The following is a 13,597-nucleotide window of genomic DNA, read 5'->3' as shown; positions in this document are numbered from 1 at the left end:
CCGTATACGGGGCCTCTGTTGTATCAGTGCAGTTTTTCGCGCCAGGTATCCAGGGTCATTATCCTGTTATTGGCGGCATCGTAGTTGTATACGGTGAAACTTTCGTGATCTACCAGCAGATCGAGTGTGGCATCTTTATCGTCCTTGTCTTCCCACACCTTTACCCAGTAGTAGGGTATGCCTTTGGTAGGTGCGCAGTATATACCTGCGCGTGAATTCCTGTTCTTGCTTATGGCCTGTACCTCGGGTACCGTCATGGCTACGGCCAGCGCCTCGTTCTCGCATACCTTGGCCTTTACCTCGGCATAGAGGTCGGTGAGGACAGCAAAAGCTTCGGCCCTGCATTGCAGGCGGGCCTTGCGCTGCGAGGTGGCTATGCAGCTAACGGTAACGCATTCGCAATGGTTCATGAACTGGTAGGCGAGGGCATCGGCCCAGTAGGTAAAGAAACTACGCTCTACAGCCATATGATGCGATGTAAGGAAGCCCATGACCGCAGTAGGGTCAGACTCGGTGACCTTGAGGCACATCTTGCCCAGGCGGCCGGGAGGAATGCCGCCCGTGTTGGTGAGTACCCTGCAGGCAAGGTACATGTAGAAGGGCCGTGTTTCCCTGTTGCGGGCGCAGAGGCTGTCGGCTATATCATTTATGGCATCTATGTCGGAAGAAGAGATACCATCCTTATATAGGTCTTTGGCGGTCTCGGATATGCGCGTATCGCGGAGATAGCCGTCGATGTCTTCCATAGGCTGCGCATAGCCCTTGAGGCCGGCGATAAGCAGTAAGAGCAGGGAAAGAGTAGTGCGTAGTTTCATATGATATAATGTGCGTGGTACGGATCTGAAAATTACTCATAATTGTTGAGAACATAGTAAGATGTGGGAATTATGGAAATTCCCGCAAAGGGTATTTTTTTATATTTTTATATAAAATGATATTTATGAAGCGTTCAATTCTCGCCGTATATATCGCTGCCCTGTTACTTCTTTGCCATAAAAGAATGCATGCTTTCGATACGAAGGGGCATAAAGCCATTGAAAAGAGGGCATATGACCTGGTACGAAGCAGGCCCGGCGGGCAGACCATTCTTAGGGAGCTTATAGATTCGAATGTGCTTTCGGATGATATGCCCAGCCCGCACAGTCATTCTCCCGATCTGTCTTTCGAGCGGCAATTCGCACAGGACCGGCAGATGTATCACTTCATGGCCGATGACCGTTCTGTTATTCGTGCAAGTAAATACGCCACTATCGAAAGCAGGAAGGAACAACTATTATTATCATCGGTAGAAGGATGCCTGAAGGCCGTTTATTGTTTCTTCAGGGAAATGGTAAGGAACCCTGTGGGAGAAAGCCAGGCAGGGAGAGGCATATATGTGTTGATGCATATAATAGCCGATTCTTACTCTACCGAACATGCTACAAGGATTGGTGACAATACCGGGCAACTGGTGACCATAAAGGGATGGCAGCTATCGCGGCTGTGGTGGCCCCCAAATGCGAAAAGTAAGAATGAGGACAATACCATGTGCCTTCTTCATGCTACAAAAGGTACCGGAGACCACGCATGGCAGGATGGCAAGGGAACGCTGACCCCAAATGCCGAAATGGCCGCCCATGCGATAGCCGATATGATAGTGATGACATACGATGCACAAAAAGCGCCTGATAGGGCCGATGAACTGATAGGTAAATACATCATAAAGTACTTCCGACCTTATAATACACAGGTGACAAAGAAAGGATTCGCATTTCCGGAGTATGGGAAGGTAGTGCCCTATTCGTACGAGGAGTACTATAACGATCCGAACAATGGTTTTGCTTTTGAGTTCGACCGTTTTCCTCAATATTATTTCGTAGCTACCGCAGGCGGCTATTATACCAATGAGGCGCGTTTGGGGAGTGCGGGTATCGAGTTCGGAGGATATCTGACGCCGAGAGCAGCAGATAATAGCAGAACTTTTCTTTCGCGCATATCGCTGGCATATGGTATTGCGGCAAATAGTATACCCGTAGCGGAAGAACGATATGGGTTCCCGGAGACAGTGAGAATGCAGGCCTTTCTGATAGGCAGCACAAGGATACCGATCCTCAACGCTTCTTTAGAGCCAAGGGTAGGGCTGGCGGCTTATCCGTTCCATTACGATACATATTTCACAGTGCCTTGGGGTGCAGACCTGGTATGGAACATAGGTTCGGACTGGGTATTCCCTTTCACGGCCGCCACCAGGACCTTAAGGTTCTCGATGGGGTACAGGCACGACCGTACATTGATATCGGTAAGGCACTTTCTGCATATCGGCTTCGGTTTCAATAGCTGGCAGGGAAGGGTATCGAACTAATAGCTGCCGGAGAAGGGTATTATGGCATGACCGGCGATCAGGTACCTGGGTATCAGGGAAGGGCTATGGCTTTTTCAGGTTCTTGTCCATTTCCTTATCGTACCATTCCTTATCGTTCTTCTCTTTCTCTTCCAGGTCTTTCAGTAGCTGCTCTTTTACTTTCTTCAGGTCGTTCTCTTCGGTGGTCTTGCTGATGGTGAATTTTACACCTTTTACTTTTCCGTTCGTCGGTTTCCTTGTTCTCATAGCCTATTATAATAGTTTGTTCTTCAAAAGTATATAAAATATGGAGAGCCCGCGGCCATATGGCTGCGGACTCTTTACATCATCGTATTTTCCTATCAGGCCATGGGGAGGGGCGATACGATATACGATATAGGGAAGTAGCAGCGAAAGGACGAGCCCTGGCCGGGTGTGCTCTCGGTAGTAATGGTGCCGCCATGCAGTTCCATAGCTTTTTTGCAGATGGCAAGACCTATGCCTGAGCCCTTGTAGCGCGAGGGGTGCAGGCGGGTGAATATCTGGAAGATATTATCGGCATCCTGTGCATCGAAACCTATGCCATTATCCTTTACATGTATGACATGGTAATTGAGCGCGGAAGAGGAGACCGTATGCGCTATCGCACTGCGGCTTACAGGCCCTTCATAGAACACCTCTACCACGGGTGATACTTTATCGCGCCTGAATTTGATGGCGTTCTGCAGTAGGTGATGGAATAGGAGGGATACAAGGAAAGGGTATCCCTGTATCTCGGGCAGGTCGCTGATCTTTATTTTCGCGTTCGAAGCATCGATGATATCCCTGAGGTCGTCTACAACGGTGCCGAGGGTGGTATCGAGGTCTATGGTGCGGATCTTGGTATCGAACTCATTGAGCCGGGTAAATGCGATGATGTCGGTGGTAAGCAGCTTCATCTTCTGTATGGCTGCCTGTGCCTTGCGGATATTTGCCTTGCCGGGGTCGGAGAGCTTGCCGGCCTCGTTGGCCACAATGTATTCGAAATGAAGGTATAGCTGCCGCAGGGTCTCCTGGTAGTTGTTGACGGCCACATTAGTGAAGGTCTTCAGCTCAGAGTTCACAGAGGCAAGCTGGCGGTTGCGGGTAGTGAGCTCACTGTTCAGGCCTTCTATGTTCTCCTGGTATTTCAGTATCTCGGTCATATCCCTGGCTATCTTGCAGCCACCTATGAAAACATTGTTCTCATCTATAAGTGCGAAGATATTCACCGCGGCATCTATGATACCACCATCCTTAGTGCGCTGTTTCGTGATGAGGTCTATGACCCTGTCGGCACGCAATTCGTTCATTATCACCGGCAAAAGGTCTTTTTTATCCTCGGGCAATAAATGGCCGACGGACATTCCCAGCACCTCGTCGGTAGCATAGCCATAGGTGCGTTGTGCAGCGGCGTTCCAGTAAGTGATATTGCCCTCTACATCGAAGGTCATGATGATGTCGTGGGCGCTGTCTATTATCCTTTTGAAATTTTCCAGCGACCTATTGAGCGTTTTCAGCTCCTGTTCTGCCTTTACACGGTCTGTTACATCGTGCGTTATCACCAGCACGCCTATTACCTCCGACCTGTCGTTCTTCAGGGGCAGCAAGTGTTGCTCCACATAAGGTGCGCTCATTGTGTGCTTGTTGTAAGGAATAAAAGACCTATCGCCCCTCAATGCAGCATAGAGCGCATCGGTGAAAGGGACATTTTCCTTCATCTCGGGAAAAATATCCATGATATTCTTCCCCATCACTTCTTCCTTTTTCGATCCGGAGGTTATTTCGCAGACTTTGTTCCATACGATCACTTCGAATCGGGCATTGAGTGCAAATACCTGGTCGATGTACTCGTCAATAAATAGTTCTTCTAAATTCATTTTGATAAACGTGCAGCTAACATTGCCCCGGTAAGGGGAAATGCATGTAACATTATAGTATTTGCTAATGAGTTGCCCGTAGGGCTAAAAAGAATGTAAGATCAGCTTCACCAGATCTGCCTCCTCAAAAAATCAATACGCCACTCAAAGCCGTGAGTAGCAAAGTTAAGAAAATTTATTTCACACAAGTGTTGCATTTTCTTTGAGTAATGTTTTCAACAAAAGATAATAGCGAAATGCAAAGCGTGTGGATGCTAGTCCAATTGTCAGACGATCTGTTTCTGTACTTCATTCGGAAACTATTATAGGCAAAGTGTAGTTTGCCTTCCTCAATGTGTAGATATTGCTCTACGTTAAATTTTCGTGGAATTTATTTTTTTCATTCCCGACCATGATCCTGTTTTTTTCATTTTTTGATAATGCCGGCCCCAGATCACTTTCTACTGTTTCAAAGAACGGTCAATTATCGGTCGCACTTATACATTACGGTCCGCCTATATGCTTTGTGCGGTAGTGCCATTACATGTAGATACAGGTATACCGGCGGCACAGATCTTGCACATAGTAAAAACACTATCGGGAACCGGTGAACATTCCCCCCACGGCCGGCCACATACCAGTAGATACATACTGGCTATTACCGATAGAGATATCGTTACCCACTGCATGGCATATGCTATGACGGTGAGTGCATCATTGCGGCAACAATTCCATTAAAACATAACCTGCTAGAACATGAACACAATGCAACAAGCCCATCAGGACGGACAAGTAACAATGAACATCGACACATGTCTCGATCAGCTGGCGCAGATACTAAGAAGTATAGGCGTAGAAGAGCTGGTGATAGATAAGCATTCGCAATTTCACCTTGTGGACAGGGAAAGTAACACAGACCAGAACCTTATGAACCGGTTGTGCATAGATGTAGCATTCATTTACGAACAGATGATGGGACAACGGACATAGCACCATACCCTTCTTTTTAACTACTAGAACAGCTCACTCATGCGTAAAAATTATTGGTTCTACATGCTGGAGACAGCAATATTCTTAATGGGGTGCCGGTCTATGCCGGCCGAATATCCATTGACCCCTGACATGACAAGGAACGAGGCGGACGATTCCTTCCTGGTATCGGCAGCGCACCATAGCCTGGACATGAGAGAGATGGCGCATGCGGCCCGTTCGGGCACGGCCGACTCCTCGGTAGCATCGTTCACTACTGTTATCGGTCATACTACCGGTGCTATGTATCATGACCTGCAGCACCTGGCCAAGGGTGCGTTGCTTTTGCCCAAAGACCCCAGCACAGGCATACTGACGAAAAGGCAACAGATGGATCTGCTGATAGGCATAGAGAGAGACTCGGCGTTTATGGCATACCAGGTAGCTGCTTATGAGGGTCTTATAGATCTCTTCAGCCATCAGGTAAGCTATGGGCAATTCAAGCCCGTGAAGGAATATGCCATAAAGCAACTGCCCGACCTGATCTTTCAGAAAGAGCGGACAGAGAGCATACTGAAAAGATTGTGATACTGATGCAACAACATCGCGCTATGTTCGGGAGGATACCATCTGTACAGAATGGCCGGGTGTAACACATGTGTCGCATCTACGGCAGACCCGGATACCTGTAGCGCTGGGCATACTGGGTGCATCATTGTTGTTCTATGTGAGTATACTACTTATAGTAGGATCGCGGCTGGCCATCGCTGCGGTGAACGAGGAAATGAGCTATTCCCGGCAATTCTTCAAACGTCATTTCACAGATGAGCAAGGGGTGAGAAGGGGGAGTCTGTGGCAGCAGATGAGCGAGTTGCTAAGGAGGTCGCTATCGCAGAAAAAGACCATTCAGAAAGAGACCCCTACAGAGCAGAAATGATATAATATTATATAATAATTAAATGTGGCATTTATATAAATTTTCATTAAAGATCTGTTAAGATAACCCTAAAAGGGGGAGGTAACTTTGTTATACGGTATGCATTACTCCCTGCGATCATGTGAACATTCACTGACCAGAGCTGATGGCCTGACCATTCAGAAATGTAGTGTCTTTTACCGGCAGGGGTATATATCCCGATCGTTTTTCCAATGCCCATCTATGGGAAAAGATATCTCGTACATCTAACCGATCTTATCTATGAAAACGTTCCTTACTTTCCTCATGTTCTTATTGTTGTCCCATTCCGCCACGCTGGCGCAGGGTGGCCGCAGGATCACCGGCAAGGTGGTAGATGAAAAAGGTGTTGTATTGCCGGGCGTAGTAGTGAACGGCAAGAACTCGCAAGTGGGTACCGTGACCGATGTGGATGGCAACTACGCCATAACTGTGCCCGATGGTGTGAACATACTGGTGTACCAGTATGTGGGCTACGAGCGTATAGAGCGGCCCATAGGCCCCGACAGCGTAATGAACGTGAACATGCTGATAGAGGCGCACACACTGGAGGGGGCCGTGGTAACGGCCAATGCAGTGCGAAGGGAAAAACGGGAGCTGGGATATGCTACCACGCAGATAACCGGAAGCGAGCTGACCACAGGCGGTAATACCAGCCCCATAAATGCACTTGTGGGCAAGGCTGCAGGTGTGAACATCAATTCTACGGCGAATGCGCCGGGCTCATCGTCGAGGATAGTGCTGCGCGGTGGCTCGTCGCTTACCGGTAATAACCAGGCGCTGATAGTGGTGGACGGTGTGCCGATAAACAACTCGAACTTTGCCACCAATGGCAATATAGGCAACCTGAGCAACCAGGTAGACTATGGTAACAGGGCCAACGATATAAACCCCGATGATATAGAATCGATATCGGTACTGAAGGGGCCGGCGGCAACGGCGCTGTATGGTTCCATGGCATCGAACGGCGCCATAATGATAACTACCAAGAAAGGGCGCAAGCGTACGGGCCCTTCAAAGACAGATATAGAGGTGAGCTCCAGCTACGAGCTGTCTTCGATACTGAAGTACCCCGACCTGCAGAACACTTATGGGCAGGGCAATATCTATGAGGGCATCAGGGACGACAGGAGAGAGAACTTCAGTTGGGGAGAAAAATTCAACGGGCAGATAAGGCCATGGGGGCAGATAATAAACGGCGAGCAGCAGATAAAACCCTATGAGGCCCTGCCCAATAACGTAAGGGATTTCTTTGACGTAGGCCAGACATGGAACAACAATGTGGGCATGAACGGAGGCAATGAGAATGCAGCATACCGCCTGTCGCTGGGATCGCTGAACAGCAAGTCCATATTTCCCGGCAAGACATACGACAGGTACAATGTGGGTTTCAACGGCAATGCCGAGCTGAGCAATAAAGTGACCTCGAGCATCAATGTGAACTATGTGAAGATAAACAGCGACCTGCCGGGCTTCGGGCAGCGAGAGGCATCGGTGCTGGATAACCTGTACCAGACCCCGCGCGATATACCTATAAGCCATTTGAAAGACCTGAGCGACCCTTTCAATTCCATAAACTATACCGATGCCACAGGCGTGCAACGCTATGGTTACTATGGCGCCTATGCACTGAACCCCTACTATACGCTGCAGGAGTTCAAGAACCTGAACGATGTGGACCGCATATTCGGCAATTTCATAATAGGGTATAAGCCTGCAACGTGGCTTACCATAACCAACAGGCTGGCGGCCGATAACATTGCGGACCGCCGTTTTCAGCTGGCACCAAAATTCAATTCAGAACCGTTCGACCCGTTGTATACGGGAGCGCCGCACATCAATAACGGCAGGTATTCGGAGGATATCTATAATACCAGCAACATTTTCAACGACCTGATGATAACCTATGACAGGAATGTGGCAAAGGACCTGCACCTGAACGTGCTGCTGGCGCAGAACTATTCGCAGTTCCGTACAAGCAACACATTTGCCAGTACCAATGAAGAAGGCGGACTGATAACACCCGGATACTACAACCTGAGCAACTCTAACGGTACGCCTCTTACAGCCAATAACCTGAGCCTGGTGCGCAGGGTAGGCTTGTACAGCACCGTATCGGCAGGATATAAGAACATGCTGTTCCTGGGGCTGAACATGCGCAACGACTGGTCGTCGACCATCAAGAACTCTTACTTCTACTATGGCGCCAATACATCCTTTGTGTTCACCGAACTGATGGAGGGCGACCTGAAAGATAAGGTATGGAACTATGGTAAATTCAGGGTGTCCTACGGATCGGTGGGTAATGATGCGCCTCCATACTCCGACCAGACGACCTATACCAGGGCCATCGCCAATGGCAACTTCGGCAGCACTATATTTCCTTTTGGCGGTATAGGCGCTTTCAGCTACGACAATACACTGGGGCTGGGCAACATACAGCCCGAGTTCTCGGAAGAGTTCGAGATAGGTACAGAGGATGCCTTCTGGAACAACCGCATCACTGTAGACTTCTCTTACTACAACAAGCGCTCGCGCAACCAGATAGTACCTGTGCCAGTGGCCACCTCATCGGGCTTTACAGCCAAATTCGTGAACACGGGCCTGATAACGAACAGTGGTGTGGAACTGGCCATGCGTGTGACCGTACTGAGGGCAGCGGGTATGAAATGGGATATATACGGTACCTATACCCGCAACCGCAACGAGGTAAAAGAGATATTCGCCGGTACCGACCAGATAGTGCTGGGTGGCATCAGCGGTATGAGCATAGTGGCGGCAGTAGGCAAGCCTTATGGTACCTTCTACACCACCGGCCACGAGCTGACAGCCGATGGCAGGATGATAGTGGACTCTGCAACGGGCATACCCAAAGTATCTACAACGGCAATGTACTATGCTACCTACCTGCCCGACTACCAGGCATCTCTCGGTACATCCTTTAGCTATAAAGGCTTTGGGGTGAATGTGCTCTTCGATACCAAGCAGGGGGGCATCATATACAGCCGCACAAGGGATGTGCTGGGCTTTGTAGGTACATCGAAGGAGACGGAGGACAGGGAGGAGCAGGTCTGGGCCAATTCGGCCTACCTGGGATCGGACGGGCAGTATCATAATAATACCACTCCTTACATGCCCTATAGCTACTATACCAGCGCAGGGTTGCGGCCGGAATCGGAGAACCTGGTGAATGCCAGCTATGTGAAGCTGCGCGAGGCCAGCATATCGTACAACCTGCCTGCCAAATGGTTCACCAATATATTCATAGGCAGCGCTACGGTATCTGTCTATGGCAACAACCTCTTTATCTGGACCCCTGCATCGAACCAGTATGTAGATCCCGAGGTGAACTCATCGGGCGCGGGCAATGCGCAGGGCTTCGATTTCTCGGCACAGCCTTCGCTGAGGAGGTATGGCATAAACCTGAAATTCACATTCTAAACCGCTATTATGAAAAAGTCATTACTGATACTTTGTGCTATTGTTCTTGCGACCCAGTACAGCTGTCGCAAGACACTGAATGTGAACACGAACCCCAATGAACCGGCAGATGTGACCGTTACCGAGCTGCTGCCTGCTGCAGAGATATCGCTGAGCCACCAGTATGGCAACTACTTTCAGCTGGTGGGCGGCCTGTGGGCGCAGTACTGGACACAGTCGCCGAGCGCATCGCAGTACAGACCGTTCGAGCAATACCAGCCGGGACCATCATCGGCCAATACTGCATGGCAGGAGCTGTATGCAGGTACACTTACCGACCTGCGGCAGATAGTAAAGAAGGCAGGCACCGCCGAGAACACCAAGAACTATACGGCCGTAGCCAAGATACTGCAGGGGTATACCTTGCAGTTGCTTACCGATAACTTTGGCGACATACCATTTACCGATGCGCTGAAAGGCGAGGACGGCGTGACGAGCCCGCGCTACGACAGGCAGCAGGATATATATCCCGCCATCATAGCGCTGGTGCGCGAGGGGCGCGACCTGATAGATGTAGATGCCCTGGGCCCGGGTACAGATGATGTGATATTCCATGGCGATATGTATGCCTGGGGGCAATTTGCCAATACCCTGCTGCTGCGCATGAACCTGCGCATGGCATATGTAGACCCTACTACGGCCATGGCAGGCGTAGCAGAGGCACAGGCCAATAGCTATGGCTTTCTGGAGGCCACGGCACAGATAGCGTACAGCAGCAGCCCCGGCAATGCCTATCCGTTCTATTCAGAGATATCGAACCTGGGCTTTACGCAGAACGTGGTGGCCAGTGCTACCGCCGTGAATGCCATGCTGGCCAATGAGGACGTGAGGATATTCTCGTTCTACACGGGTACGGTGGGTCTGCAGCAGGGGTATTATGGTACGCCCAGCCCCGGCAGCTATTCGCTGCCATCGGCGCTTACGGGCGCCAATGCCAATGACCCATCATCGGCCACTGCACCGGTAAAGTTGTTGTCTTCTTACGAGAGCCTGTTCCTGCAGGCTGAGGCCGCAGCGCGTGCTGGGGCCGCATCTGCAGCGATGGACCTTTACAATGCGGCTATAGGGGCGAACTTCCTGGAGTATGAGCTGACCGCCGACGATGCGGAAACATATATACTGGATGTGGCCGGGTACCCGCTTGCAGGTACTATGGAAGAGCAGATAGAGGCCATCATCACCCAGAAATGGTTCGCGATGACGGGTAACCAGAACATAGAGGCATGGACCGAATGGCGGCGCACCGGCTATCCCGACATCTTTACCATCTCGCGCGCATCGAGGATAGGCAACCAGTTCCCGATGCGGCTGCCATATCCCGAGACCGAGCTTACACGAAACCTCAACTTCCCCGGCCAGAAGAACATTACAGACAGGGTATGGTGGGATGTACAGTAAAACAGGAACAAACTCTTCTCTATGAAAAAGCTATTGATAGTACTGCTGGCAATGTGGGCGCTCACCGGGGCGGGCTGCAGAAAGCCTTATAACGATACAAGGGTAGTGAAGGTGACATACCCCACTATAGCCCTGAACGGAGCGAAGTATGTGACCATAGACGTGGGCACTGCATATGCCGACCCCGGCGCCACAGGTACGGACGATATAAGCGGCAGTACACGGTCGCTGACGGCTGAGTACTCTACGCTGGATGTGAACACACCCGGGATATACTATATGCGGTATGCCATGACGAATGCCAATGGCTATATAACCAAAGTGGGCAGGTACATAGCAGTGACCAACTACGATGATGATGTGGACCTGACAGGGGTATATGAGCGAACATCGAACGGTGTGCAGGTGAATGTGACAAGAGTGTCGCGCGCGATGTATATGACGGATGATATGGGTGGGGCCGGACTGCCGGATGCGGCCTACTTTGCGGTGATAGACGAGGCTACCATAGACCTCTCTGTACAGCTTTCGGAATCGATAGGAGAGGAAATAGATGCTTCGGATGAGGAATTGCATGTGACCGCTACAGATACCTCGTTCCAGTATAGGTTGTCGGCGCCGGGCTATGGCACTGCATTAAGGGTATTTGAGAAAGTGGAATAGCAAGATATTATATAGTCGTCTGGGCCTTACCTGCGTAGCTGAGATATGGCTGCGTTCACTGTGGCCAGGGCTTGCAGGTAGAGGCTCGGGTCGCCCTTGTCCAGCACCTTTAGATTGTTCCTGCATTCATACAGAAATACTCTGGCAAAGCCGGGGTCGTGCGTTACTATCTCGTTGCAGTTGTCTATGATGTCGGCATACTTTATGGTCTGCGAGAGGGGTGAGGTGTCTTTCAGCCTTTCTGTTTCTTTGGCTTTGCGGGCACGCCTGTTCAGTTTTGGGAAGTCTTTCTTTACATATACATCTGTGAGGTCTACTACAAGGGCCATGGTCTTTTCGGCCTCTTCTTTGGTCATCACTGTAAGCAGGAAATGTAACATCTCTTCTTGTGTCACCGGTGTATCTTCCAGCACATCGTGCAGCAGGGCTGCTGCCAGCACAGGCAGGTCCGCGGTATATTCCATACATGTCCGCATTACCCGCACGGGGTGAACGATGTACCGCTCGGGTGTATACTTGCGCATCTGCCGGTCATGTGCTTTGTCGGCATATTCTTTTATGGTATCCAGTACTTTTTCCAATATCGTATCTGTTGTGTGCATAGAGGGCGTTATCCTATCCGTTCAATTTTCATGCCACATGTACAGGTGGCCGAAATGAAAAAAGGCGAGGCGCCCCCGATATTTCGGGGCGCCTGCGCCTGATCGCAAACACTGGGGGTGAACCTAGCTTTTCGTTTCAAGCAGGGGGTAGGTCATTTCCAGTTGTGTTTCGAGTATTTGTATGAGAATATCCCTACAAAGCTTTGCGGACATTCTTCCGGCAAGCGTTTGCACGGCCGGCTTTCTCCTATGCCGTTCACTACGCGTATGGCACGCCAGAGGTCGGTATAGTGGATCCTGGTGCCATCCTGAAAGTAGCATTTTGAACCATCATCGAATAGTCCGAACTTTTCCTTGTTCTTTAATTTGCCAATGATGTATTCAATGTCTTCTGTTAGTTTGGTTGCTCGTGATAACATGGCGTAATTAAATTTTGAAATATTTGATCAGTTTTATTGTTTATTTTTTTTATAACGGTCATTCACATCGTTGTGCGCCAAGCACATGCCGCCTCCCGGCATAGAGGACATCTTCTGTGTCTTCTTCACTACCATCAGCCCCATCAGTAGTATTATAGTATGCAGCACTACATTATACACTCCGTGGTTGTCTATGCCCATACCCAGCTTGAACGGGGCGATGAACACGATGATCATCCTGAGGATGTTCGTGATGTTGATGACGAGCAGCCCTATACAGATAAGCACTACCCGGCACCTGGTGGTGATAGGCCTGTACGACAGTACAAAACCTGTCCACAGCGACATGAGGCCGAAGCCCAGGCACTCATATGCAACATGTATGCCACCATGTCGCATATTGTATATGAATTCGTTGTTCACCAGCATGGCACGGTGGTCCATGTACAGCAGCGCTCTGTGTGCTATTATGATCAGGCCCTTCCTGAGGTGATAGGGGTAGTTAAGATATGTATCAACGGTCTCGGAATAATAGCCACCTTTTGATGACAGGCCGATGATGGTATATGTAACTAACTGCAGCAGTGCGCTGATGGACAGCAGGCGAACGATATTATTTTTATGAAGTGTTACAAGGGGTGTTGCTATTCTCATTTCTTCGCTATTTTTTCAGTAGTCCCAGATCCTCCTCTTTATCGTTCTTCTTTACCGACATTCGTTTGAGTATGTATACGAACCCGCCAGCGGCAAGCAATGTCACTCCTCCATCCAGCGGCATGTTCGATACGTCCTCATCATCCACATCTTCTTCAAAACCCTGTGCCTGCACCATATTCGGCGCGCAGCCCAGAGAGATAGACAGCAATACATACATTGCTATACTTTTTAGTCGTTTCATGTCGTTCCCTGTTTAT

Annotated in this window: 14 protein-coding genes; 7 read left to right on the top strand and 7 right to left on the bottom strand. The window is 49.8% G+C overall.

The annotated features are described in order from the left end of the window. Nucleotides 1-23 precede the first annotated feature (23 nt). Nucleotides 24-815: a hypothetical protein gene (locus ABD843_RS13345; protein WP_345083971.1), complete on the bottom strand. Its 792-nt coding sequence runs from the start codon at nucleotides 813-815 to the stop codon at nucleotides 24-26. A 185-nt stretch (nucleotides 816-1,000) separates the two neighbouring features. Between ABD843_RS13345 and ABD843_RS13340 the strand changes: the two genes are divergently transcribed. Further along, nucleotides 1,001-2,341 (top strand): hypothetical protein, encoded by a 1,341-nt coding sequence (locus tag ABD843_RS13340; RefSeq protein ID WP_345083969.1) that lies wholly within the window; start codon nucleotides 1,001-1,003, stop codon nucleotides 2,339-2,341. 63 nt (nucleotides 2,342-2,404) lie between these two features. On the opposite strand, the gene ABD843_RS13335 is transcribed toward ABD843_RS13340, so the two are convergent. Then, a complete protein-coding gene (locus ABD843_RS13335) occupies nucleotides 2,405-2,587 on the bottom strand; it encodes a hypothetical protein (protein ID WP_345083967.1) in 183 nt (60 codons plus the stop codon). Nucleotides 2,588-2,682: 95 nt separating this feature from the next. Continuing rightward, nucleotides 2,683-4,218: a sensor histidine kinase gene (locus ABD843_RS13330; protein ID WP_345083965.1), complete on the bottom strand. Its 1,536-nt coding sequence runs from the start codon at nucleotides 4,216-4,218 to the stop codon at nucleotides 2,683-2,685. Between the two features lie 744 nt (nucleotides 4,219-4,962). Here ABD843_RS13330 and ABD843_RS13325 point away from each other — a divergent pair. The 6 genes from ABD843_RS13325 to ABD843_RS13300 all read left to right on the top strand — a co-directional run bounded on the left by ABD843_RS13325 (nucleotide 4,963) and on the right by ABD843_RS13300 (nucleotide 11,662). Next, nucleotides 4,963-5,187 carry a hypothetical protein gene (locus tag ABD843_RS13325; protein ID WP_345083964.1) on the top strand — a complete coding sequence of 75 codons (225 nt, stop codon included), beginning with the start codon at nucleotides 4,963-4,965 and terminating at the stop codon, nucleotides 5,185-5,187. 132 nt (nucleotides 5,188-5,319) lie between these two features. Beyond that, nucleotides 5,320-5,754 (top strand): DUF4142 domain-containing protein, encoded by a 435-nt coding sequence (locus ABD843_RS13320; protein WP_345083962.1) that lies wholly within the window; start codon nucleotides 5,320-5,322, stop codon nucleotides 5,752-5,754. A 70-nt stretch (nucleotides 5,755-5,824) separates the two neighbouring features. After that, nucleotides 5,825-6,103 carry a hypothetical protein gene (locus ABD843_RS13315; RefSeq protein WP_345083960.1) on the top strand — a complete coding sequence of 93 codons (279 nt, stop codon included), beginning with the start codon at nucleotides 5,825-5,827 and terminating at the stop codon, nucleotides 6,101-6,103. Between the two features lie 261 nt (nucleotides 6,104-6,364). After that, nucleotides 6,365-9,562: a SusC/RagA family TonB-linked outer membrane protein gene (locus tag ABD843_RS13310; RefSeq protein ID WP_345083958.1), complete on the top strand. Its 3,198-nt coding sequence runs from the start codon at nucleotides 6,365-6,367 to the stop codon at nucleotides 9,560-9,562. A gap of 9 nt (nucleotides 9,563-9,571) precedes the next feature. Beyond that, nucleotides 9,572-10,999 carry a SusD/RagB family nutrient-binding outer membrane lipoprotein gene (locus ABD843_RS13305; RefSeq protein WP_345083956.1) on the top strand — a complete coding sequence of 476 codons (1,428 nt, stop codon included), beginning with the start codon at nucleotides 9,572-9,574 and terminating at the stop codon, nucleotides 10,997-10,999. 21 nt (nucleotides 11,000-11,020) lie between these two features. After that, nucleotides 11,021-11,662 (top strand): immunoglobulin-like domain-containing protein, encoded by a 642-nt coding sequence (locus ABD843_RS13300; protein WP_345083954.1) that lies wholly within the window; start codon nucleotides 11,021-11,023, stop codon nucleotides 11,660-11,662. 26 nt (nucleotides 11,663-11,688) lie between these two features. Here ABD843_RS13300 and ABD843_RS13295 read toward each other — a convergent pair whose 3' ends face one another. The 4 genes from ABD843_RS13295 to ABD843_RS13280 form a co-directional block, all read right to left on the bottom strand. Continuing rightward, nucleotides 11,689-12,264: an HD domain-containing protein gene (locus ABD843_RS13295; protein WP_345083952.1), complete on the bottom strand. Its 576-nt coding sequence runs from the start codon at nucleotides 12,262-12,264 to the stop codon at nucleotides 11,689-11,691. Nucleotides 12,265-12,416: 152 nt separating this feature from the next. Next, the gene (locus ABD843_RS13290; RefSeq protein WP_345083950.1) at nucleotides 12,417-12,683 is read right to left on the bottom strand and encodes a hypothetical protein; all 267 of its coding nucleotides are present in this window, start codon (nucleotides 12,681-12,683) and stop codon (nucleotides 12,417-12,419) included. Between the two features lie 33 nt (nucleotides 12,684-12,716). Next, nucleotides 12,717-13,337 carry an exosortase/archaeosortase family protein gene (locus ABD843_RS13285; protein ID WP_345083948.1) on the bottom strand — a complete coding sequence of 207 codons (621 nt, stop codon included), beginning with the start codon at nucleotides 13,335-13,337 and terminating at the stop codon, nucleotides 12,717-12,719. A gap of 7 nt (nucleotides 13,338-13,344) precedes the next feature. Then, a complete protein-coding gene (locus tag ABD843_RS13280) occupies nucleotides 13,345-13,581 on the bottom strand; it encodes a hypothetical protein (RefSeq protein ID WP_345083946.1) in 237 nt (78 codons plus the stop codon). Nucleotides 13,582-13,597: the final 16 nt, after the last annotated feature.

Origin of the sequence: Nemorincola caseinilytica, assembly GCF_039540515.1 — a bacterium.
Classification (GTDB): Bacteria; Bacteroidota; Bacteroidia; order Chitinophagales; family Chitinophagaceae; genus Nemorincola; species Nemorincola caseinilytica.
Note: the sequence above shows the minus strand (reverse complement) of the source record. Positions and strands in the feature narration are given on the sequence as shown.

Coding starts and splice junctions, on each gene's coding strand:
- ABD843_RS13345 (WP_345083971.1), bottom strand. CDS start 815: ATGAAACTACGCACTACTCTTTCCCTGCTCTTACTGCTTATCGCCGGC.
- ABD843_RS13280 (WP_345083946.1), bottom strand. CDS start 13,581: ATGAAACGACTAAAAAGTATAGCAATGTATGTATTGCTGTCTATCTCT.
- ABD843_RS13325 (WP_345083964.1), top strand. CDS start 4,963: ATGCAACAAGCCCATCAGGACGGACAAGTAACAATGAACATCGACACA.
- ABD843_RS13320 (WP_345083962.1), top strand. CDS start 5,320: ATGACAAGGAACGAGGCGGACGATTCCTTCCTGGTATCGGCAGCGCAC.
- ABD843_RS13285 (WP_345083948.1), bottom strand. CDS start 13,337: ATGAGAATAGCAACACCCCTTGTAACACTTCATAAAAATAATATCGTT.
- ABD843_RS13295 (WP_345083952.1), bottom strand. CDS start 12,264: ATGCACACAACAGATACGATATTGGAAAAAGTACTGGATACCATAAAA.
- ABD843_RS13290 (WP_345083950.1), bottom strand. CDS start 12,683: ATGTTATCACGAGCAACCAAACTAACAGAAGACATTGAATACATCATT.
- ABD843_RS13335 (WP_345083967.1), bottom strand. CDS start 2,587: ATGAGAACAAGGAAACCGACGAACGGAAAAGTAAAAGGTGTAAAATTC.
- ABD843_RS13300 (WP_345083954.1), top strand. CDS start 11,021: ATGAAAAAGCTATTGATAGTACTGCTGGCAATGTGGGCGCTCACCGGG.
- ABD843_RS13330 (WP_345083965.1), bottom strand. CDS start 4,218: ATGAATTTAGAAGAACTATTTATTGACGAGTACATCGACCAGGTATTT.
- ABD843_RS13340 (WP_345083969.1), top strand. CDS start 1,001: ATGCATGCTTTCGATACGAAGGGGCATAAAGCCATTGAAAAGAGGGCA.
- ABD843_RS13305 (WP_345083956.1), top strand. CDS start 9,572: ATGAAAAAGTCATTACTGATACTTTGTGCTATTGTTCTTGCGACCCAG.
- ABD843_RS13310 (WP_345083958.1), top strand. CDS start 6,365: ATGAAAACGTTCCTTACTTTCCTCATGTTCTTATTGTTGTCCCATTCC.